Origin of the sequence: Bartonella sp. AP58NXGY (genome assembly GCF_042195785.1) — a bacterium.
Classification (GTDB): domain Bacteria; phylum Pseudomonadota; class Alphaproteobacteria; order Rhizobiales; family Rhizobiaceae; genus Bartonella.
This window is the reverse complement of record NZ_JBHIOY010000003.1, coordinates 1-22,961: the sequence shown is the minus strand read 5'-3', so window position 1 is coordinate 22,961 and position 22,961 is coordinate 1. Positions and strand designations below refer to the sequence as shown.

Genomic DNA, 22,961 nt, shown 5'->3' with positions numbered 1-22,961 from the left:
TAATGAGATATGATTTATAAATTACATTATCGATTGATTATCTTGAAAAGGATTAGCTCCATGTGCTCTGCAACGGTATCCCGACTTTTTACCCTCTTTATCGTGGGTATCATGATGATACCATCCCTCACCTACAGTAAAATAAGCTCTGCAATTCATACAGACTCATTTACAGGTGCTTATTTAGCTGGAAGGGTTGCAAATCATGAAAATAAAACAGATCTCGCCATTCATTATTTTAAACAGGCACTCGTTTATCAACCCGATAACGTTGAAACACAAAAAGAGCTCCTTGAAGCTATGCTCTCGGTTGGAAACTTTAAAGAAGCGGTACAACAGGCAAAAAAACTCAAAAAGCAAAATGTTATAACACCTTTTGTTTCCTTAACGTTATCAGTAGAAAGTCTCATCAAAAAAGACTACAAAAATGCCAAACTTCTTCTGCAATCAAAAGAACTTCCTACATCCAATAATCCAATACCTGAATTAATTAGTGCTTGGATTACATTTGGATCTGGACACAAATCTCAAGCAATCGCTGATCTTAAAAAGCTCAAAGGTCCTATCTGGTATGACCTTTTTATATCTTATCATTTAGCACTTATGAGCGACCTTGCAGAACGACCACAGGATGCAAAAAGATATTTCATTAAAGCACTGAATAACAAACAGGGAACTCTTATCGCTCCTAATACTTATGAGCGTATTATCATAGCCTATGCCTCATTCCAATTGCGCCGTAATATGCGCAACCAAGCTCTGCAAACAGTCCAGCATGGCGAACAAATGTTGTCAGGTCGAGAAGTCCTTAAAAATTTTCGAGAAAAAATTGAAAAAAATGCTTTCTTAGAGAGGGTTGTTAAAACACCCCAACAAGGAGCAGCCGAGGTATTGTATAATTTTGGAACTGCCCTAAACTATAAAAACTCAGGACGAATTGCACGTATTTTCAAACAGTTAGCTTTCGCTTTATACCCTCAAAATGATGCAACATTGTTTCAGCTCGCACATATTTCTGCTAAATTAGGCGACCCTTATCAAGCAATTAAACTTTATCGCGCTTTATCCCCTAAATCTCCCTATTATAAAGATGGGCAACTGCATCTTGCTTTCCTCCTTATCAATAACAATAATTACAAAGAAGCAATAAAATTACTCACATTGTTAAATAAAAAATTTCCCAACGATCGTAACATTTTGATAACACTCGTTGCTTTCTATATGCAGGACAATAAATTTCTTGAAGCCACTAAAACTCTAGACCACGCTATTGCCCAGATAAAAAACTTTCAACAGGACGATTGGAAACTCTTTTATCAGCGTGGTATTGCTTTTGAACGTTTACAACAGTGGCCAAAAGCAGAAATTGACTTGCGAAAATCACTTGAATTTTTCCCAAACCAACCGCAAGTTCTTAATTATTTGGCCTATTCCCTTGTGGAACGTGGTGAGAAACTTGAAGAATCTCTTCATATGCTGCAAAAAGCTTCTGCTTTGCAAGCGCAAAACAGTCATATCCTTGATTCTCTAGGATGGGCTTATTATAAACTAAAAGAATATAACAAAGCAGTCCAAATATTGGAAAATGCTATCAGATTACAACCTGAAGACCCAACATTGAATGATCATTTAGGGGATGCCTATTGGAAAGTTGGACGTAAACGTGAAGCAATCTTTCAATGGAACCACGCAATTGACGGAAAACCAGAAAATTCTAAACAAATTCAAGAAAAATTGAAATTTGGTTTGCAATAAACAATGCTTAACCGTAAACCACATGAAATAATAAATAGAGAAACTAAAATTACTTTGGTTTTTTGTTTAGTCCAATATAAAGAGTATAAAGCGTGAAACTGCCTGAACATCTTAATCCCACACGTTCTTTTCAGGGACTCATATTAACTTTGCAAAATTATTGGGCGCACTATGGATGTGCGATTTTGCAACCTTACGATATGGAAGTTGGAGCTGGGACTTTTCATCCAGCAACAACATTACGCTCTCTAGGTCCACGCCCTTGGAAAGTTGCTTATGTCCAACCCTCTCGACGTCCAACAGATGGCCGATATGGTAAGAATCCAAATCGTTTACAACACTATTATCAATTCCAAGTGCTTCTCAAACCCTCTCCGCTCAATCTACAAGAACTTTATATAAAGTCGCTACAAGCTATTGGACTTGATACAAAATTGCATGATATTCGCTTTGTTGAAGATGATTGGGAAAGTCCCACTCTTGGTGCTTGGGGGCTTGGATGGGAATGCTGGTGCGATGGAATGGAAGTTTCTCAATTTACTTATTTTCAACAAGTGTGCGGCATTGAATGCGCTCCAGTTTCAGGGGAACTTACATACGGTCTTGAGCGTCTAGCGATGTATATCCAAGGGGTTGATAACGTCTATGACCTTAACTTTAATGGTTTGGAGGGAGAAAATAAAATAAGTTATAGAGATATTTTTCTACAGGCAGAACAGGAATACTCATATTACAACTTCGAATTTGCTGATACAAAACTGCTCCATCAGCACTTTATCGATGCAGAACGCGAATGCAGCGCACTTCTTGATGCTGGAAAACAAAATAAAGAAAATGCATTCCATCGCTGTGTTTTTCCTGCATATGATCAATGTATTAAAGCGAGCCATATCTTTAATCTTTTGCAAGCACGTGGCGTTATTTCTGTAACCGAGCGGCAAAATTACATTCTGCGCGTTCGCGATCTTGCACGCCGTTGTGGGGAAGCCTTCTTACTCACAGAAGCTGGACAAATATACACGGGAGAAGCCTAATGTCTGATCTTCTTCTTGAACTTTTCAGTGAAGAAATCCCCGCACGCATGCAACGAAAAGCTGCTGCTGATCTTAAAAAAGCTGTTACGGATCAACTTGTGAATGCTGGATTAACCTATAAAGCCGCTCGTGAATATTGGACACCTCGTCGACTAACATTGGACGTACGCGGACTTTCTATACGCTCAAAAGATATCCATGAGGAACGCAGAGGTCCCAGTACAAAATCACCACAGCATGCCATTGATGGTTTTCTGCGTGCAACGGGGCTCAACGATATTTCTGAAGCATATCTTGGACATGATGATAAAAAAGGCGATTTTTATATTGCTAAAATTGTTAAAAAAGGTCAGCCTGCAGAAAAAATTATTGCCGATATTTTACCAGATATTATCCGCAACTTTCCGTGGCCGAAATCTATGCGTTGGGGAAAAGATTCCGCAAAAAGTGGTGTTCTGAAGTGGATTCGACCTTTACAAAATATTCTTTGCATCTTCGGACCAGAAATTGGCGAAACACGTGTTGTTCCGTTTACAATTGGTTCTCTTAAGAGCAATAATCTAACTTATGGTCATCGTTTCTTAAGTGACGGAAAGCCATTCCAGGTGCGTCGCTTTGATGACTATGTTACTCAACTTGAAACACATAAAGTCATTCTGGATGCAGAAAGACGAAAGAATATTATTTTAGCTGATGCTCAAAATCTTTGCTTTGCAAACGGTTTAGAACTGGTTCAAGATAATGCCCTCCTAGAAGAAGTTTCTGGCCTTGTTGAATGGCCTGTTATCCTTATGGGTGATTTTGACAAATCATTCCTTGATATTCCTCCAGAAATTATTCGCTTGACCATTCGAGCTAATCAAAAATGTTTTGTCACCCGTAAACAAGGGGAAAAGATAAAACTTTCTCATCATTTTATTCTCGTTTCTAATATTCTCGCCAATGATGAAGGCAAAGAAATTTCTAAAGGAAATAGTAAAGTTGTCCATGCTCGTCTTTCTGATGCACTCTATTTTTGGAAAACAGATCAGCGTGATTTGCCCGATATTAAACAATTGGAATCTTCTATAAAAAAATTTGATCTTGATATAAAAAAACCTCTTGATCAAAGAATGGCGCGACTTGATCATTTGAATGTAACTTTTCACGCCAAATTAGGTACACAAGGCGCAAGAGTAGAACGCATCGCTACACTCGCACAAAAAATTGCACTTTTGATACAAGCAGATCCTCTCTTAGCGAAACGTGCAGCAGTTCTTGCAAAAGCTGATTTACAAACAGAAATTGTCGGAGAATTTCCTGAACTGCAAGGAACAATGGGGCAAAAATATGCCCTTCTTCAAGGAGAAGATCCTCACGTCGCTGTCGCAATCGAAGACCATTATAAACCTCAAGGACCAACAGATCGTCTTCCGCAAGAACCACTTGCTATAACAATTATGTTAGCCGACAAAATTGATATGCTCGTTGGCTTTTGGCTCATTAATGAAAAGCCAACGGGTTCAAAAGATCCCTATGCGTTAAGACGAGCAGCACTGGGAATTATTAGGCTTGTACTTTCGCGGGATTGGAAAATCAATCTTATGCCACTGTTTCAGTTGGCAACGAATCTTTTTTTACAACAAAGAAATAAAGATGAAAATTCTCAAAGGGAAAATCCACAATTGCAGAATCTGCTTCCAGAAAAGACAGAATATATTTTATCAGATCTGTTATTCTTTTTTCATGATCGTTTGAAGATCTATCTAAAAGAGGAAGGTGCTCGTTATGATGCCCTTGAAGCAGTTTTAAACAAAAAGTCTGATGATTTTTTATTGGTTGCACGTCATGTCGAGTCGCTTATTGCTTTTATCAATACAAATGACGGAATGCGCTTTGCAACCTCTGTAAAACGTACTGCCAATATTCTTGAAAATGAATTTCAAAAAAGCACAACAATAACGAATGAAATTAATCCTGAACTCCTTATTGAGGAAGAAGAAAAGCAGCTCTACCGTGCAAACTATGAGGTAGAAAGAAAGATTCTTGCCACCATCAATACAACAAATTTATCGCTCTCTCTTAGTGTGTTAGCGCCACTCGGAAAATTGATTGATCTATTTTTTGAAAAAGTATTGGTGAATGATAAAAATCCAGATGTTCGTGCTAACCGTCTTGCTCTTCTCAAACGTACTCACACTATTACACAAGGGGTTGCAGATTTCTCAAAACTTGTCATTTAAAACTAAAATATCCTATCAATTAATAAAATCATGAAATTGATCTCCTCTCACACCTCAAAAGATGGAATTTCCTACCAGCCTCTAGCCTATCAACAGTCCAGCTTCTCTCGTCGTGTTCCACCTGCTGACCACTCATGCAATCCACTTTATAGGCACGACAGACACGCCCTACCCTGAATACTGATCACGATATTTAAAAACACTTAATATATAAAGCTTATCATGCCTTATATCACCCCTCTAAACAACGGTGTTTTATGGCATAATAGAATAAAGTTCATTGGATACAAGACCATTACGTTTAGATAACATAGAGCGGCATTCTTTTTGCCAACTTTAAAATATTGTATATCACCCCCTTCTTAATACAATTCACAAAAATCTATGAACTCTTTTCTTCAACAATTTTTTATCCACCTGCCAATCCACCTTGTGATATGCAAACGAATGCTTTTTATATATTCATTACAAGCACAATATTGGGAGGATTCTCATTAAAAATATCTTTATCAATCAGTTCATTATAAATAATATAAAAATCATTATAAACTACATATTTTACAACAATAACTGAAAAACGCATTAAATTTCTCAAGAAAAACAAAAAAATCCAACCAGAAAGCATCTTAAAGATATGCAAAGTCACTCTCTGTAAAAATGCTATAACAACAAAACGAATAAAGAACGAGAAAAAGCCACAAGTATACTTGTGGCTTTTTCAAAGATTTAGCAAAAATAGAAACAACGCTAGAAATGATAACGCAATCCACCAGAAAAACTCGTCCCAGAAAAACCAGCTTTCGTTAGCTTGTGCTGATAAACCAAATCACCGTGAAGCGCAAATTTTTGAGACAATTGGGCATTAAAACCTAATCCTGTTTCTAATGAAGAACCAAAAGCGCCTAACTCAAAAGCATCTTTAAAATGCACAAATTGCTTTGCTGCAAAACCATGCGCAAGATTAAGCTTGCCATAGACAGAAACAACTCGAGCCTCATCCGCTGCAACTAACCTCTTTGTTAAACGCCCTCCAACACGTGCTGTCCACTGATGAAGCTTTCCTAAATCAATATCAAAGCCGTCCACATCATGTGCCTTATTAAATTGAAGATATTGATAAACAACCTGAACTTGGGGATCAAAAACAAAACCATCATCCCCTACCATAAATGTTTTACCAGCAGTCAATGAAGCACTTAAAGGATTTCCCTTTAATGTTGCCGTCTTACCCCGTGCAGTTGTCAGAACATCACCCTTAAACAAACCATAAGACACAAGACCATCAACATAAAAACCCGCATCATGTTGCATCCCACCGTACGCCGCAACTGACCATTTATCAAATGTACTTTTTTGACTCTGTTCAACCTTCAAAGGTTGCAAAGAAAATTTCTCGTAAGACCCGATAATTCCAAAAGAAGTGCTCCCATACATATTTTCAATTGCTTTTAGTAAAACACCTGCCTCTAGTGCATTATAATCAAACTCGCCGCCATAACCATATTCAAGCGCGGAAAGATTTGAAGTATAACGATGACTGCCGCCATAACCGCTTACAAAAAAGAGAGGATTTTCACGATTTTCTAATAAGTTCCCAGAAGCAATTCGCAAAGCTTCTAACCGCTTATTTTGATTGCTAACATTCATCAAACCAACATGAAATAAGGCATTGGGTAAAATAAGATACGTCGGAACCTGCGGAACAACGGCCTTAACGCCCGGCTTAGGACGAGGATGAGGCTCCGGAGCTGGTCCTGGAGGAGGTGTCGGACGAGGGTCTGGTTTAGGTTGAACATCAGAATCTATCGATCGACTTTCAAGACGGAAATCCCAAAAATCTCCGCTCCCTTCCACTAATCTTTGATCCGTGCTTGCTTTTCCCAAATTAGACCCTGGACCATAACTATAAAGCCTATATTGATAAGGTAATCCCTCTAATGCTACATAACCACCTTCCAACTGAAAAGAATCTTGCTTTGCTTCTCCAGAAACTTGAATGATTGAAAGACCTTGATCATTCCCTCCCCTTCCCGTGTATCCTCCTGGACTTCCTGCAACACCATGCACATGGAGCATTGTTTTTCCCGAAACATCACCATGGATTAAAACACGATCCGTCTTTTGATGATCAAGAGCACCACCACTATTCAGATAGCTATTAAGGGAAATAGAGGCACCGTCCCGTGCTCTATAGACTTCACCCTTTCCCTTGCCAATACGAAGGGTTTGATAATCATCAGCAGAAGAAGATTCATGTCTTTTAAAATTAAGAGAGCTCTCACCCATAAGACTAACGAGTGAAATAGAAGAATCATGTGCAGCCTCATGTTGATCTTTTTGCAACGGTTGTGGTAAAATCCATGTAGAATGACCTCCCAAATAAAGTTCAGCATTAGAATCTTTATCAACGTATGTGCGACCTTCAAGAGTAGAAGCATCAGCCAAAACTGTTATAGAAGCACCTTCCTCAGCTCTTAATAAAAAATTCCCTGAACGAAGAGTGCTTTTCATCAAACTTACCGCACCAGAAATAACGTTTTTACCATAAAGAGCCGTATCGTCTAAAACAGAAAACTCTGTTGTATCCAAATTAACAACTTCTAATCGTGGTGGAGCTTTTTCTTCCTCTGATGAAATCTCTTCTTTTTTATCCCCACCTTCATTCCATGGTTTCTTTCCCCGAAAATAGATACCATAAGATCCCTTACCCTTTACGGTAATAGAAGAGAATTTCATATTAACTTCAGTCACAGGAATTTTTGAATCAGAATCCTCATTTGATAAATCTTTAACTTCCTGCAGAGGAATAGAATCAACTGTATTTTCTAATAATATGCCATGAACATCCATAGCACGAATAGTAGTACCTTTTAAATTAATACTCCCCTCTAAATCCGTACGCAAAACCGCATGATTATCCGAATTTTTTTCTTTACCATTCCCAGTAATTTTGACATTCTCGAGATTTACTTTTCCACCTAACATCGAAGAAATCCCATGGCTGTTCATAAAATCAACCGCCCCACCTGACATCCAAACTTCTGAATGATCATAACTTAAAAGGCTTGCGTTCCCATTAGCGGTCTTAATTTCTGTATCTTCTAAAAAAACAAACGAATTCTCTGTTGCGTCAACACCCTCATGACTCTCCTCAATCTTTCCATTTTTTACTTCAATCACTCCATTACTCGCACGAAGAGCTATAACTGTATTTTTGATAATCGGATCTTCCAAAACAATCTTACCGTTCTCTAATACGTGCACCCCCATTAAAAAAGTTTTATCAGCAACTTGACTGCTAACCGTTACATTCTTCCCGCGAACTTCTGTACCTATTCCTTTCACCGTTATAGCAGTAGGATTATCAGGATAGAGGGAAACGTTCTCATTTGTAATCCTATAAGATTTATTATCAATTTTAGGCTTCCCTTTAGATCCCCCGCAATTATCGCATACGTAATATAATCCACTATAGTAATAAAACTCAGGATTCACACCTCTTTCATCAGAGTCCTTATCTTTAGCAGAGTTATCTACATTATCCTTACGCCCACTCTGTCCAATCTCTCCACTAAGCACACGATAGTCACTCCCCCCACGAATACCCTCATCGCTATCGCCAACAGAGATCTGATGAAAAGTATAATGATTATTCTGCCCACTCTCTCCACTAAGAGGAGGTTTACCCGTATTACTCCCACTAAGATAAGGACCATAAGTAACACCGATACCGTTGATCGGAGTAACAGTTATAACATAAGGTTTACTATCCTCCTCTGCAGCCGCATACACCTCTCTTCCATTTTGGAGCAAAGAGAGGATAGCTGTTGTACAAGCACACAAACATACATGATTTCTAAAAACTTTAATCATAGTTCCCTCGAAACTTTCCTTCCCCTCTCATTAAAAATAAAAGCACTTGCAAAACGCCCCTTTGTGCCCCTCAAAATATGAAAGGCGTAACAAAAGGACATGCCTCATGCTCATTTGAACCGTGCAATGAATTATCTCAATAAACCTGGCAGAAGCTCTACGCGCAAAACCATCTATAAGAGAATAATGACAAAACACACTTTATAAGTGTATAATGCATTCTGTATTTCGTGTAAAGAAAAAATAAAACCGATGCGTGCAATTAATTAAAAAACAATCTATCCTTGTGAATTTTAAAAATTAATCCATAAAGAGATGAATGAAAAAATAATTTAAATCCGTGAAAAACAAGCTCTAAAAAACGAGCTTTAGAAAGCATCAATATGGTATCTTAATGAAGTATTGTTTATTGCCTCACGCTTTTGTTTGTCACATCCCTCACGCAAAACAGAAAACCATTGCTTTGCATATTCATGTACCTGTTTTAAAGAGATATCTCTCAACGCTCCCAAGCCCATTTCACGACAGCGCCCGTAAATGGTATAACGATAAAACCATTGAGCCGCCCCATCTTTACGCTTATGAAGAAGCACGCCGCCACCATCACACACTTTGCCAGCTCGTGGGTGTTACGACAACCCTTAACCTTTGAAACAGTGCACTATAGGCATTTTTAGTCTTTTCTTGTACAATTTATATCCACATGTTAATTTCGCTTGTAACGTGCAAACGAATGATTTTGATTGATTCAACATAGAGAAATTTGAAATGAGAAAATCTTACGATATTCAAGACTCTCATTCAACATGCAAAATAAATTAAATTATCTATATAAATAAATACATTACCTAAAAATACAATGTAACGCATAGCATACTCTCTGCACTCTTTAAAAGTCTATACAAGTAAGTCGCTCTATCGCATCATCAACAGCAAAAATTTTATGAAAATTCACTTTAGCGTAGAAAAACGCTCTCATGCGTAAAACAAACTATGTCTTTTTTTGTTCACATTAAGAAGACGAGAAGCTTTTAAGAACAACACAAGTTGTTATAAAGAAAAAAGGCAGCACATTGTGCTGCCTTTTCTAAAAAGTACATACTGTACCTTACATTAAAATTGATAACGTACTCCTCCGGAAAAACTTGCTCCCGAAAAACCAGCCTTATTAAGCTTATGTTGATAGAGAATATCAGCATGCAGAGAGAACTGTGGCAACAATTTGGCGTTAAAACCTAATCCAGCCTCTAGAGAAGAACCAAAAGCTCCTAACTTGAAAGCATCATTGAAATGCACAGACTGTTTTTCTCCAAAACCATGGGCAAGATAAAGCTTACCGTAGAAAGCAACAGCATCCACTCCTTCAGAACCTGTAGCAGCCTTGGTTAAGCGTCCACCAACACGTGCCACCCACTGATCAAGTTTACCCATTTCAATATCAAAATTGTCAATATCACGGGCCTTATTAAACTGAAGATGTTGATAAACAACCTGAACCTGTGGATCAAAGACAAAGTCCTTATATCCTGTAGCAATTGTCTGACCACCCGATAAGGAAACACTCAAAGGATTACCTTTCAATGTCGCTGTCTTCCCCCTTGCAAGGGTAAGAACATCACCTTTGAACAGACCATAGGATAAAAGACCATCGACATAGAAGCCAGCATCATGCTGCATGCTCCCATAGACTGTAGCTGTCCATTTATCAAATGCACTCTTCTGACTTTGGTCAACATCCAAAGGTTGCAGAGAAAGTTTTCCATAAGTCCCCATAGCACCAAAGGACATAGCAGTATCAGCATTTTCAATAGTTTGCAGCAAAACACCTGCCTCTATACCATTGTAACTAAGATCACCTGCGTAACCATATTCAAGTGCAGAAAGATCTGAAGCATAACGGTAACTTCCACCATAACCGCGCAAGTATAAAGCAGGATTCTCACGAACATCGACCATTCCATTAGAAGTTGTCCGTAATGTCTCCAACTGCTTGTTTTGATTACTGATATCCATCAAACCAGCGTGGAATACGCTATTAGGCAAGACAAGATAAGTCGGCACTTGTGGCACAACAGACCTGACAAATTGTTCAGGAAGTCCAGCAAATCCCACAGACTTCACATACTGATTTTCTAAACGGAAGTTCCAAAACTTGCCACCATCCTTAACAAATTTCTGCTGAACATGATCCTGTTTCGAAGTCGCTTCTGGAGCATAAGCACGGAGAGTATATTTGTAAGGTGAGTTGATAAGTGCAACATAATCGCCATCAAGTTGGAAAGAATCTTTCTTTGCTTGACCATAGACCTGAATAATTGAAACACTGTGGGCAATCTTAGCATTCGCCTGACCATTTCCTACATTGCCTGCATCACCTCGTACATGTATTTTTGTTTTTCCAGAAACATCACCATGAATAACAAGTCGATCAGTGACTTGTTGATCGCTTGGATCATGAGGATTTAAACGAGCATTGAGATGAATTAAAACATTCCCCTGCGCCTCATAAACTCTGCCTGTCCCATTTCCAATATGGAGAGTCTGATATTGTCCTTGAGTTTTCGAAGCTCTAAAATCAATAACACTATTTACAAGACTCACAGCAGAAACACATGAATCTACGCATCCTGAATCTAGAACATCCAAGTTCCTCTGTGCACTTCTTTTTAGAATCCACACTGAACTATTGACCAAATCTAATTTTGCATAAGAACTTTTATCAACGCGAACATCACCTGTAACAATAGAATTATTAAGCGAAACCGATATATTCGAATCATTCTCGGCTTTCAATAAGAAGTCACCCGCAAGAGTTGTTTTATTTTCTAATGAAACACGACCACCAGAATGGTTACCATAGATCGCTATACCATTTGCAACCTCAAAATCAGTTTTTTTCAATGAAATTGCCCCTGTTACGCCTATAGGTGTTTTCTCCTGTGTGGATACAGCGCTCCGTTTAACAACACTTGCCTTCTCAGTTGCTAAATCCTTACCTCGAGTTTGTTTACTTCCTTCTTTCTGTGTTACTCCATCAAAGTATATACCATAGGTTCCATTACCTTCCACTTTAACAGTAGAAGACTCGATATTTGCGTGATTCATAGCAGGACGAACATCAGAGGCTCTCTTTTTCCTAGGAGAATCCGCCTCATTCCCACTACCATTCACAACCCACAAAGCATGAGCATCAGTCACAACGCTTCCATTCTTAAAATCAACAGAACCATTATCAGCTAACAGAAAAGCTGCACGCTCTAAATTTCCTACGGAATCTGACTTATCCTGCGCTTTTTTCGCAGTAATGCTCACTTTGTCCAACTTAATGCTGCCCTTAGATTCTGATCTCACTGCCACGCCTCTTTCGATAGCAATACTTCCAGAATCCATAGTTATCTCACCAGCCTTACTTGCCAAAGCAGCTGCAACAAAATCTCCTGTCATATTAATTTTCGTATTACTTAATTGAATAGACGATTCAGAATCTGCAAAAGCAGCCACATACTGGGCATTGACCGTTCCATCATTCATCTTAACCTTTCCGCCACTTTTAGCTTCAAGCCCAATCACAGAAGATTGAATCGTTGAGTTTTTACTCAAAACAATTTCTGCTTTTTCCTCTGCAAGTACAGCACTCACAGGATTTGACGGAGTAAGATCAAGACTATTTTTATCATCAGAAGAATCCACACCACTAATGGTAACACTCTCTAACGTAATAACCGTATTCTGCTTCTTTGCATGCATAGAATGTTGAGATTTATCCGTTGCCTTCAGTGTAAGACCTTCCATTGTATATGGTTTTCCATCACTGCACAAATAAGCAACTTGCGACATACCCGCACTATTTTGCTCCGCATTACCACACTGAGAAGAAACACCTCCATTACCAGAACGATCAAGCAGAAGAACACGCCCAACAGGTCCAGAAGGTTTCCTCAAATCCACAGAAGTAGCAGAATTTATAGGTGTAATGCTATTAGATACAGTAACAGGTAGAGGCATTAGAGAAATCCCACCTGTAGATATTATAGAATCGTCATCACCTGTATCAGACCTTCCAAAAGAGTTCAGTAAAGTAGTGACTAAAGATCCTGAGTATATTCCATTCTCTTCATCATCATCTTCTATTATATCACCCTTACTTAAATTATTAGGAAGAGAAATATTCGGAGTTTTATCATATCCAGCTGTTGTTCTCAATAATGTACCTTCTGTTTGCGAATCCATACTAGAATCATCTGTATCAGCTCTCAGCAATAAACGTCCCTGCCCAGACGATGAAGAGCTTTCTGTATTTTCTCCACCAGAAGAAACAACATTCTCACTTTCTAAAGAAAAATTCCAAAATTCGTTCCCCAATCCTACCAAATCAGAAATGAAAGGGTCATTTTTTGTTTTCTCAGCACGAAGAATATATTTATAAGGCGTACCCAGTGTTACATAAGAACCTTCTAGCTTGAAAGAATTCTGTTCTGCCTGCCCATAAACTTGAATAAGCGAAACACTATACTTTTGATCTGAATCCGTATTCCCCTTCCCACCTGAAGTATCATTCACATGCACTATAGTTCCATTTTCTCCGCCAACATCACCATTAACTATAAGCCTATCAGATACTTGAGAGTTTTTCGTACCAATCGACGCTAAATTTACATTGAAGTAAATTTTAGAAGTCCCAGAAGCTGTGTAAACGACACCATTTCCCTTTTTATTTCTATCTCCAATGAGAAGGGTTCGATATTCAACATCCTCAGCATTTCCATTTTTTAAAGAAGTGAAAAATCTAATATTACTATTAGCAAGTTTCATAGATGAAATACATGAATCCACACAAATGTTATCTGAACTTCTCAAATCACGACTATATAGATCCTTTGTTACATACCACTCCGATCCGTGAGATAAAAAAAGCTTAGCATGGGAACTTTTATCAATACGAGCACCTCCCTTAATTAAAGAATCTTGAACAAAAACAAACAGTTTGGAATCCTCTTCAGCGTTCAATAGTAAACCACCAGAAAGAGTTGATTCGTCTTTTATAACAACACTTCCCTCTAAACTATCACTATAAATGGCCACGCCCTCAGGAACTTTAAGACGTGTACCTTTCAAAAGAACAGCATGCAATCTATCTTTGTTTATTGTTGCTCGATATCCTTCTGATCTATCATCACTCTCCCCATCAAAATATATACCGTAAGACTTGCCTCCTAGTTTAATCGTTGAATTTTGAATATCAGAAATCATTAGATGGGTAAATTTAGGAGATACACCATTACCTATAGAAGATGAATTTTCCTCTAAAGAATTCTTTATAACAGAAACAACCTGTCCAATAGCAGAACCGTTAGAATGAAACGTACTTACTATCTTTTCACCCAATCTCACTGTTCCACTATTATCTTCTGCTTCTTCTGCTTCTTCATCATCATCTTCATTATCTTCTCCATCAGAATCGACAAACCACTCATTATTAAAAGCATCCATTCCAAACTCATTATTTATCAACAACGCAAAGGCTTTGGAGCCCTCAAGCTTTCCATTTTGGAAAGAAATACCACCCCCAGACGATAATAAACCAGCACTATATTCGCTTAAACCATTGCTACCTTTTATCCCAGAAACTCTGACCGTCGTTTTATCTAATAAAACTGCTCCCCCTGCTTCCGATATAACGCCTATTCCACCCTCTATTATAGTCATCTCTCCAGAATCCATTACGATAATTGAGTTTCTAGAACTCCAAAGACCAATCCCAAGAACATCAACCTTTACTCCATCTAAAGAAATTTCCCCACCCTTTTTAGTCAAAGCAGCTATATGTGCACCCTTGATACTCCCCCCTTTCATAGTAATACTTCCAGAATCTTTAGCTTCAAGTCCAGTAAAAAAACCCTTAATATTTGAATTAATTAAATTAACACTTCCATTTTCTACCAGCACAGCAACATCAGAGAGCTTAAGAGCTTTACTAGCATCCTTCTTTCGATTTTGAGAATTACTATTAGAGACACCTTGAACTAATCCAGTAATATCCGCTATATTTTCAAAACTGTAAAAACCATTTTCGCCCTTTACATGCATAATAGATACAGCTTCTAAACGAAGATGAGTTTTTTCTGGAGATTCCCCTGTATTACCCTTCAAGTGTACAGCACTCTCACCTTCTTTTGCTATAATATTTTTCCCTTGCACCTTATAGTTTCCAGCATTGCTGCAAGAAATAGCTCCATATATAGCATCATTAAAACTGTCTGAACCAAGGTTTTTACTACCCTGTAGCCCTCTTACACCCATACTCGCATCTCTTGCATTTCGAGCCTGTCTCCCAGATTGAACACCCACCCCACCTGGTACAGCAGGGAGTAAAGTACCAGATGCTCTTTGTGAATGAACTCCAGCACCGCTTTCAGCCCCCCAAACACCACCCGGAATAGCAGCGTCAAAACTATTAGGAACAGCAATATGCGAAGGACGACCTGCAATACCACCAGGAACAGCACCAGGAACAGCACCAGGAACAGCACCAGGAACAGCACCAGGAACAGCACCAGGAACAATTTCTACACTATTCATTAGATTACCAAGAGTAATAGTACCATTAAATTTAGTAGAATGACAGCTAGTAATAGGTGAATACACCCGCACAGGTTCCTTATCAGCCCCATCATTAGAACCGATTGCCTTTTCCCCCTGAATTTGCAATTCTCCAGATAAAACGTCATTAGATCTATCCTCAGAAGGTGGAGTTTCTGGATTAGGTGTAGTTGCATTTGCGTATGATAAAGATGCTCCGAAGTTCGGTAATGGCAACCGATTACCCATCACCTCCATAGAAATATCTACACCTTGTAAAAAGAAGAAAGCACTTGTTGTCAGTGCATACAGACTTGTACGCTTTTTAAATACATTGATCATATGTCAAACTTTCTAAATAATGTTGCAAAAACACTAGAATTAAGTGAAAATGAGGTAAGCGAACAGTTTGTAACATATGTTAGTCAACTTTACAACATAGTGTTATTTATTGGTGCATCATTTTGTGCATAAAAATGCCTAAGTTCAGGTTTTTAAATGTGCAAACCCTTGTAATATCAGATAAAAGGATAAAATCATGATGATAAAACATATGAAATGGGTGACTTCTGTTTTACTGGTTGCTATTAGCTTTGCAACGGTTTTATGGACACAGACGGGTATTGCAAATACGAATACTCAAACAAATGTAACGATTAATCATGTTTCAGGCACAACTTCTGTTCCCGCTTCTCCACAAAAGGTTGTTGTGTTTGATCTTGCCTCGCTAGATAATATGAATCGCCTTGGTATCCAAGCAATTATCGGCCTTCCTGAAGGAAAAAAACCTTCCTATCTGCAACAATTTGACAATGCAAAATATGAAAAAATTGGAACCGTTTTTGAGCCAGATTATGAAAAAATTGCCACTCTTCGACCCGATTTGATTATTATTTCCTCCAGAACTCAAGCAAAATATAAAGACTTATCCAAAATAGCCCCAACAATTGATCTAACAGTAGAAAACGAAAATTCTCTTGAAGATATAAAACAAAATGTGTCTATCCTTGGAAAAATTTTTGGTAAAACACAAGAAGCAGAAAAGGAAATTGCAAAAATCAATGAAGCTTTTGCTGAAGTCCGTAAAAATACCCAAGGAAAAGGCACTGGGCTCATACTCATGACCTCTGGTGGAAAAATCAGTGCTTTCGGACCAAAATCACGTTTCGATATTTTCCACTCCGCTTTTGGCATTGCCCCTGCAACCGATAAACTTACCGTGCAAAAACATGGACAACTCATTTCTCCTGAATTCATTCTCGAGACCAATCCTGATTGGTTGTTGGTGATTGATCGCGATGCAGCTATTGGACGCGAAGGACAATCGGCAGAACAACTGCTTAACAACGAGCTAGTGCACCGCACAACAGCAAGCAAACAAAATCAAATTATTTATTTGGACTCTTGGAGCTGGTATCGTGCAAATGGTGGTTTAACGGCACTCATTGAAACCGCTAAACAAATCAATGAAGCCTTTACAAAGAGCAAATAAGCGCACGAAAGAGCTTGCTTGCTATAGGAATAAAATTTAAAAGCAGAGGTTGTTTATAAAATAACCTTTGTTTTTTTATTAAGTTTTGTTAGAAAATGATTTAACGTGAAGAATTACTGGATAACCATAACACTTCTAGTCCTCCTGTCTATCCTCAGCATTTTTGTTGGTTATTCTGATGTCACACCTTCTGACCTTTTCGCAGCCGATCCCCATGCGTGGCTTATTTTTTGGCAAACGCGTCTTCCTCGTACCATTGCAATCCTTTTAGTAGGCGCAGCACTTGCACTTTCAGGTATGATTATGCAACTATTAACACGCAATCGCTTTGTCGAGCCATCAACCGCCGGAACCGTTGAATCTGCTTCCCTTGGCATTCTTTTTATTATGATTTTTTGTCCCTATATTCCTGTTTTAGGAAAAATGGTCGTTGCGACAATTTTTGCCATGGCAGGCACTTTACTTTTTATGTTTTTATTGCGACGCATTCCTCTAAAATCTGCTCTCATTGTACCCCTTACAGGGATTATGCTAAGCTATATTATTGGCTCTTTAACCAATGCCATTGCAGATTATGAAATGTTACTTCCTTCTCTTCAAGCTTACTTATTTGGCAGTTTTGCGATGGTTCTTGAAGGAAAATATGAGCTCTTATGGTTATCCCTTCCCCTTTGTATTCTTGCCTATTGTACGGCTGATCGCTTTACGGTTGCAAGTTTGGGAGAAGATTTAACCAATAACCTTGGATTGAATTATCGTGTTGTCATGTTTTTTGGTCTTTTTATTGTCGCCTCAATTACCGCTGTTGTCGTCTGTACCATTGGCCGTATCCCTTTTGTTGGATTGATTATTCCAAATATTGTTTCAAGTTTTATGGGAGATAATATGCGCTATACCGCTCCTTGGGTAGCCATCAGCGGCGCAGGATTGGTCTTGATTTGTGATCTTTTAGGACGAATCATTCAACCTTCTTTTGAAATTCCCATCAGCACCATGATGGGCGTGATCGGTAGTTTTATTTTTATAATACTCCTTTTACGCTGGAGAAAGCATCTTGGATAGAAAAAAAACAATATGTGTATTAACGACGCTTATCATCACGGCATGTACTGTCATTAGTCTTTACATGGCGTGGAATATCAATGTTTATACATGGACATTTCGCCTTACAAAACTTATCTCTCTGCTCCTTATTGCCTATGCAATAAGCGTTTCTACGGTTTTATTTCAAACAATTGTTAACAATCGTCTTCTTACCCCTTCACTTATGGGATTTGATCAGCTTTATATTTTAATAAAGACTATCCTGCTGTATTTTGTAGGCTCTCTTTCTTTGCCCTTTTTGAATGAAGAAGGACAGCTCATTCTCGAAGCCCTCATTCTCATTATCTTTTCAACAAGTCTTTTTCGCTGGCTCTTTTCAGGAAGCTTAAAAGGGCTTCACTTGACGCTTTTAATTGGTGTTGTTTTAGGCGGCTTTTTTTTCAGTTTACGCATGTTTATGCAATTGCAATTAAATCCAGACCAAATGATGAATTTAACGGACATCATGTTTGCAAATTTTAATAAATTCAATACGTCATTAATAAGCTTTGCCACAATCATTGTCTTCATTGTAAGTTTGATTGGATGGCGTTCACGTCATCTTCTTGATATTTTGGCTTTGGGACGTGAAAATGCTCTCAATCTTGGCGTTAATTACCACAAAAGTGCGACAGCTATCCTTATTTTTGTTTCCATTCTCGTATCAATTTCCACCGCATTGGTAGGCCCCGTCACCTTTTTTGGACTGTTAGTTGCCAATCTTTCCTATGAACTTTCTCCTCAAACAAAACACAGTGTTGTTGTCCCTATTGCAATATTATTGGCTATTATTTGTCTGGTGGGTGGACAATTTATTTTAGAACAAATTTTTCATATGGCAGGACGTTTAAGTTTTATCATTGAGTTTTGTGGGGGAATTGTTTTCTTAATGTTACTGATGAAGGGAAAACTAAAATGATTGAGATCAATCATCTTTCCAAGGCTTACGGAGCACGATTGATTATCGATAATTTATGCCTTCATCTTCCCAAAGGGGGGATTATTTCTCTGATTGGCCCCAATGGTTCGGGAAAATCAACTCTTTTAATGCTCATAAGACGTCTTTTACCGCACCATCAAGGGACAATTAACATTGACGGCTTTGATATCGATAAAATGCCCCACGATATTTTGGCTCAAAAACTCTCAATTTTGCGTCAAGATAATCCTTTATCCTTCCGTTTAACCGTGTACGATTTAGTAAGTTTCGGACGCTATCCTTATTCAAAAGGCTGGTATACACATGAAGATAAACAATTTATCGACAGTGCACTACGATATCTGAACTTACAAGATTTACAAGACCGTTTTTTAGATGAGCTTTCTGGCGGTCAGCGTCAACGTGCTTTTATCGCCATGGTTCTCTGTCAAGATACCGATTATCTTCTTTTAGATGAACCATTAAACAATCTGGATATGAAACATGCCGTTTCCATGATGAAGCAGCTACGCCGTACAGCTGATGAACTGAAAAAAACCATTCTTATTGTTATGCACGATATTAATTTCGCCTCATCTTATTCAGATATGATTGTTGCATTGAAAAATGGGAAAGCAGCCTATTGTGGAACTCCAAAAGAAATTATGCAACCAGAAATTCTTAAAGACGTTTATGATGTCGATATTCAAATCCAAATGATCAATGACATCCCTATCGCTCTTTATTATCGATAATCTAAAGATTTTTTGCGCTTGCGTGCATTATAGAATCTGCTAAAAATCGCGGAATTGGATTATTGGGGAATAGTTTAATGGTAGAACAGCTGACTTTGACTTCGTCAATCTTGGTTCGAATCCAAGTTCCCCAGCCAGTATTTAATGATTGTAGCTTGTCATCGGGTTTTGTATAATTTGAAAGCAAGTTTTTCATCAATTTATTTTTTTCAAAGGATCATCAAAAACCTTTCAAAGGTCATTTAAAACCCCTTTAATGCATATTTTTCTCTTCCTCTAAAAATCGCAATTTGAGATGTTAAGCTCTTGAGCCGAGAGCGGATTCTTTGAACCACATATATAAGATATGCCGACCTCTTTTATCTTAAATTGGCTAAAGATTTTTCGAATCTGAGGCACATCATTGAGAGAGAAGAATTTTTCTCTTGCGCAAGCAAAGCAAACATTGTCTGGTAATCCCCTCACAAATAAATCCTTTCCATAGTAATACACGTATATCTGGCTCTGTTTATGGGAAAGCCTTATCTAATAGCTATAAATCTATCTAAAGAGAGAATTCAAAAAAGAAAGCCGAGCCAAATGATATGACGCGGCTTTCAGATATTGATTATAAGATTCAAATGAATCATCCACAATGGAGTAATGAATGCATATATACAAAACGTATCATATTGCAAGTGCTCTATTTAGAAATATGAAAACTTATCAAAAGAAACGTAAATGATAGCTATGATTTTGATATCATTCATTAGCATTATAGAGCCTATAAAAGCCTGGTAATTTTATCAATCCAATCAAAAGAAAATGCATCTTAAATGAATGTCTTCTCAATAAGGCTTTATAAGTATCTTTTCATTTTGCACTCAAATGTAACTTCTTTGCAAATTAACCAGCTCAAATTTGAGTTGGCAAAATCAATCAATTCAATTTTGGAAGCATTATCTTTGGAATAGCCATCTTTAAACATTATAGCTTTTGACACAAAATTGAGTAAAATCCCATGCCTCAGATGTTACAATGGTTTTGAATTTTGCTGCCTCATCTCTTTTTCAATAGGTCCCCTTCAAATTTGGGGGAGCTCATTTGGTTTCGTATTTTTTAACTGTAAATTTTAAAACGTTTTTTCTCACTTGCTTGCGTTATATCATTAAAAGACTTTCAATTTCATAAGACATAACATTGTGATTTCATTCTATATTGTGATGATAGTATCTATATAATGCCTGCCTATCATTTACTAACTTTTTAGTAAGCGTTTTTAAAAACGATCTTATCTTTAAATCCTTTTATGCAATCTTTAGAACCCAATCTATAAGCTTATGATAGTTTCAAACGATTATTCCTTTTCAGGTTGCGCTCAAATAAAGAGCAAAACACATCCATTCTTAAACGCATACAATTTATGTTATCGATAATTCCAAACAACTGCAATTTTAAACAATGTAATTTGTGCTGTGATAAAAACGTATCATAAAATTTATGACCTGTTATGAATTATAACCGCTTTTCATTTAATTTGAATGCACCCATGCGTTATAATATTTGCATCATGATTTGCTTTTTATGGTCTATACATCTATGGCAATCCTATATAAAAAATGATCAATTCAAACATGCATAAAAGTATGGGTTCTTAAGTGGGTTCATATAAAATAATTGCACTTAATATATTGACTTTATTAGTTTTTATGTACAGTATCTTTTTAACTTCATAAAGATATCAATTTCCTTGTAAAGAATATTCCTCCCATTCCAATAAAAGGCTCAATATAAGTGCGATGAGGGATAGCTTTTATGATTTTACAAGTACTGATCACCGGCCATGCAATAACGCCGACTGATCTCCAAACCAATTAGACCACCTGTGGAAACAGGCAGGCTGTGGGGCTGAATATAAAATGGAACAGCACCGAACGAATAAGCCACGCGCCGCAAGTAAGCCTCTTAGCGTGCATAGCTTATAGGTTTTGGAAACAGATAATTATTATAATTGAGGTACTATAATTTAGGCGATTAAAGATCGGATCTTAAGCTTTTTAATCCAGTGGACAAACACGAATAATGTGTCCGTCCGGATCTTTGATTAGGAAGGTACGTCCAAATACATCAGTATACGGTTCCTTCAAAACATTTATCTCAACAGTGGTTTGCTCTTGCCATTCCACATATAGCTTATCTACGTCCTCTCCTGTTGGCAACATAATGCCGATTTCTGAAAAACGAGGTGCATTTTCCTCAGGCGTATCGCCCCCAGACCAGAGAGCAAAGAGAGCATCCCCCGAAGAAGCAAATGCAACATAGCGTGGCGAGGCAAACACAGGTTCTTTCTTGAAGATGAATTTGTAAAAAGCCGTAGAGTACTCTATGTTTGAAACGTATACCAACTGTAGGTTTGGGGTAACAGGATAAGTAGGAATATTACTCATAAATTCTCCATGATTTAGTAGCTGTTGCCTGACAGGCATATACCTATTAGAGAATATTTCAACAAGAGTTTGTGATGCCTCCATTCGCGGTGTGCTCTATTTATATGTTTTTATTCGCTTATTGCTATATGCTAAAATATTGAGACCGCCACTACGGGGATTATAATGATATCCCTATCGCTCTTTATTATCGATAATCTAAAGATTTTTTGCACTTGCCTACACTATAGAATCTGCTAGAAATGGTAAAATTGGCTTATTGGGGAATAGTTTAATGGTAGAACAGCGGACTCTGACTCCGTCAATCTTGGTTCGAATCCAAGTTCCCCAGCCAGTGTAGCTTGCCTGTAGCTTGCCAGCTGTATGTAGCTTGCCAGCGGGTTTTGTATATTTTGCCACTAGGTTTTGTACCAATTTATTTTTTCTCAAAGAGTTTTAAAGGATCTTCAAAGACCTTTCAAAGGGTCTTTAAAGCTCTCTTTAACGCATTTTTCTGCTCCTATTTTTCCAAATCACTAAAGCATGTAAAGTCGGATTGAAATGCAAGGGGGACGATTCCTGTCGGACCATGGCGTTGCTTTGCTATAATAACCTCGGCTTTACCCTTGGCTTGCTCCATTGCCTCTTGCCATTTGTTATACTCAGCAGTGCTTTCTTTGGGTTCTTCATTTTTGAGATAATATTCTTCACGATAAACGAACAGAACAATGTCGGCATCTTGCTCGATTGAACCAGATTCACGTAAGTCGGAGAGTTGTGGACGTTTATCGGTTCGGTTTTCAACTTGACGTGAAAGTTGTGACAGAGCAATGATGGGAATATT

General features: G+C 37.9%; 11 protein-coding genes, 2 tRNA genes and 3 pseudogenes. 9 read left to right on the top strand and 7 right to left on the bottom strand.

Going from position 1 to position 22,961, the window contains the following annotated elements:
• Window positions 1-60 precede the first annotated feature (60 nt).
• The 3 genes from ACFINC_RS02785 (at window position 61) to glyS (ending at window position 5,011) form a co-directional block, all read left to right on the top strand.
• Window positions 61-1,755: a tetratricopeptide repeat protein gene (locus tag ACFINC_RS02785; protein ID WP_375616003.1), complete on the top strand. Its 1,695-nt coding sequence runs from the start codon at window positions 61-63 to the stop codon at window positions 1,753-1,755.
• A gap of 92 nt (window positions 1,756-1,847) precedes the next feature.
• Complete coding sequence (locus tag ACFINC_RS02780) at window positions 1,848-2,789, top strand: glycine--tRNA ligase subunit alpha (protein ID WP_375607820.1); 942 nt, start codon at window positions 1,848-1,850, stop codon at window positions 2,787-2,789.
• Entirely contained in the window at window positions 2,789-5,011 is a 2,223-nt protein-coding gene (glyS, locus tag ACFINC_RS02775) for a glycine--tRNA ligase subunit beta (protein WP_375616002.1), read from the top strand. Before ACFINC_RS02780 ends, glyS begins: the two co-directional genes overlap by 1 nt.
• A gap of 747 nt (window positions 5,012-5,758) precedes the next feature.
• On the opposite strand, the gene ACFINC_RS02770 is transcribed toward glyS, so the two are convergent.
• The 3 genes and pseudogenes from ACFINC_RS02770 to ACFINC_RS02760 form a co-directional block, all read right to left on the bottom strand.
• Window positions 5,759-8,884 (bottom strand): autotransporter outer membrane beta-barrel domain-containing protein, encoded by a 3,126-nt coding sequence (locus tag ACFINC_RS02770; RefSeq protein WP_375616001.1) that lies wholly within the window; start codon window positions 8,882-8,884, stop codon window positions 5,759-5,761.
• A 401-nt stretch (window positions 8,885-9,285) separates the two neighbouring features.
• Window positions 9,286-9,495 (bottom strand): annotated as a pseudogene (locus ACFINC_RS02765) (Arm DNA-binding domain-containing protein); the annotation flags it as partial.
• A 502-nt stretch (window positions 9,496-9,997) separates the two neighbouring features.
• A complete protein-coding gene (locus ACFINC_RS02760; RefSeq protein WP_375616000.1) occupies window positions 9,998-15,805 on the bottom strand; it encodes an autotransporter outer membrane beta-barrel domain-containing protein in 5,808 nt (1,935 codons plus the stop codon).
• Window positions 15,806-16,004: 199 nt separating this feature from the next.
• Here ACFINC_RS02760 and ACFINC_RS02755 point away from each other — a divergent pair, with 199 nt between their 5' ends.
• The 5 genes from ACFINC_RS02755 (at window position 16,005) to ACFINC_RS02735 (ending at window position 19,849) form a co-directional block, all read left to right on the top strand.
• Window positions 16,005-16,955 carry a siderophore ABC transporter substrate-binding protein gene (locus ACFINC_RS02755; RefSeq protein ID WP_375616161.1) on the top strand — a complete coding sequence of 317 codons (951 nt, stop codon included), beginning with the start codon at window positions 16,005-16,007 and terminating at the stop codon, window positions 16,953-16,955.
• A 105-nt stretch (window positions 16,956-17,060) separates the two neighbouring features.
• A complete protein-coding gene (locus tag ACFINC_RS02750; protein WP_375615999.1) occupies window positions 17,061-18,017 on the top strand; it encodes an ABC transporter permease in 957 nt (318 codons plus the stop codon).
• The gene (locus ACFINC_RS02745) at window positions 18,010-18,957 is read left to right on the top strand and encodes an iron chelate uptake ABC transporter family permease subunit (RefSeq protein WP_375615998.1); all 948 of its coding nucleotides are present in this window, start codon (window positions 18,010-18,012) and stop codon (window positions 18,955-18,957) included. Before ACFINC_RS02750 ends, ACFINC_RS02745 begins: the two co-directional genes overlap by 8 nt.
• Complete coding sequence (locus ACFINC_RS02740) at window positions 18,954-19,712, top strand: ABC transporter ATP-binding protein (RefSeq protein WP_375615997.1); 759 nt, start codon at window positions 18,954-18,956, stop codon at window positions 19,710-19,712. Before ACFINC_RS02745 ends, ACFINC_RS02740 begins: the two co-directional genes overlap by 4 nt.
• Before the next feature lie 63 nt (window positions 19,713-19,775).
• Window positions 19,776-19,849 (top strand) — tRNA-Gln (locus tag ACFINC_RS02735).
• 139 nt (window positions 19,850-19,988) lie between these two features.
• Here the strand turns inward: ACFINC_RS02735 and ACFINC_RS02730 are convergent.
• The 3 genes and pseudogenes from ACFINC_RS02730 to ACFINC_RS02720 all read right to left on the bottom strand — a co-directional run.
• Window positions 19,989-20,195, bottom strand: a pseudogene (locus ACFINC_RS02730) (DNA adenine methylase); the annotation flags it as partial.
• A 1,229-nt stretch (window positions 20,196-21,424) separates the two neighbouring features.
• Window positions 21,425-21,514: pseudogene (locus ACFINC_RS02725) on the bottom strand (DNA adenine methylase); the annotation flags it as partial.
• 234 nt (window positions 21,515-21,748) lie between these two features.
• Window positions 21,749-22,138 carry a VOC family protein gene (locus tag ACFINC_RS02720; protein WP_375615996.1) on the bottom strand — a complete coding sequence of 130 codons (390 nt, stop codon included), beginning with the start codon at window positions 22,136-22,138 and terminating at the stop codon, window positions 21,749-21,751.
• A 260-nt stretch (window positions 22,139-22,398) separates the two neighbouring features.
• Here ACFINC_RS02720 and ACFINC_RS02715 point away from each other — a divergent pair.
• Window positions 22,399-22,472: transfer RNA gene (locus ACFINC_RS02715), tRNA-Gln, on the top strand.
• Between the two features lie 165 nt (window positions 22,473-22,637).
• Here the strand turns inward: ACFINC_RS02715 and ACFINC_RS02710 are convergent.
• Window positions 22,638-22,961, bottom strand: a 324-nt coding sequence (locus tag ACFINC_RS02710; protein WP_375615995.1) for a DnaB-like helicase C-terminal domain-containing protein, incomplete at its 5' end; no start/stop codon positions are given.

Coding starts and splice junctions, on each gene's coding strand:
- ACFINC_RS02770 (WP_375616001.1), bottom strand. CDS start 8,884: ATGATTAAAGTTTTTAGAAATCATGTATGTTTGTGTGCTTGTACAACA.
- glyS (WP_375616002.1), top strand. CDS start 2,789: ATGTCTGATCTTCTTCTTGAACTTTTCAGTGAAGAAATCCCCGCACGC.
- ACFINC_RS02760 (WP_375616000.1), bottom strand. CDS start 15,805: ATGATCAATGTATTTAAAAAGCGTACAAGTCTGTATGCACTGACAACA.
- ACFINC_RS02740 (WP_375615997.1), top strand. CDS start 18,954: ATGATTGAGATCAATCATCTTTCCAAGGCTTACGGAGCACGATTGATT.
- ACFINC_RS02755 (WP_375616161.1), top strand. CDS start 16,005: ATGATAAAACATATGAAATGGGTGACTTCTGTTTTACTGGTTGCTATT.
- ACFINC_RS02720 (WP_375615996.1), bottom strand. CDS start 22,138: ATGAGTAATATTCCTACTTATCCTGTTACCCCAAACCTACAGTTGGTA.
- ACFINC_RS02785 (WP_375616003.1), top strand. CDS start 61: ATGTGCTCTGCAACGGTATCCCGACTTTTTACCCTCTTTATCGTGGGT.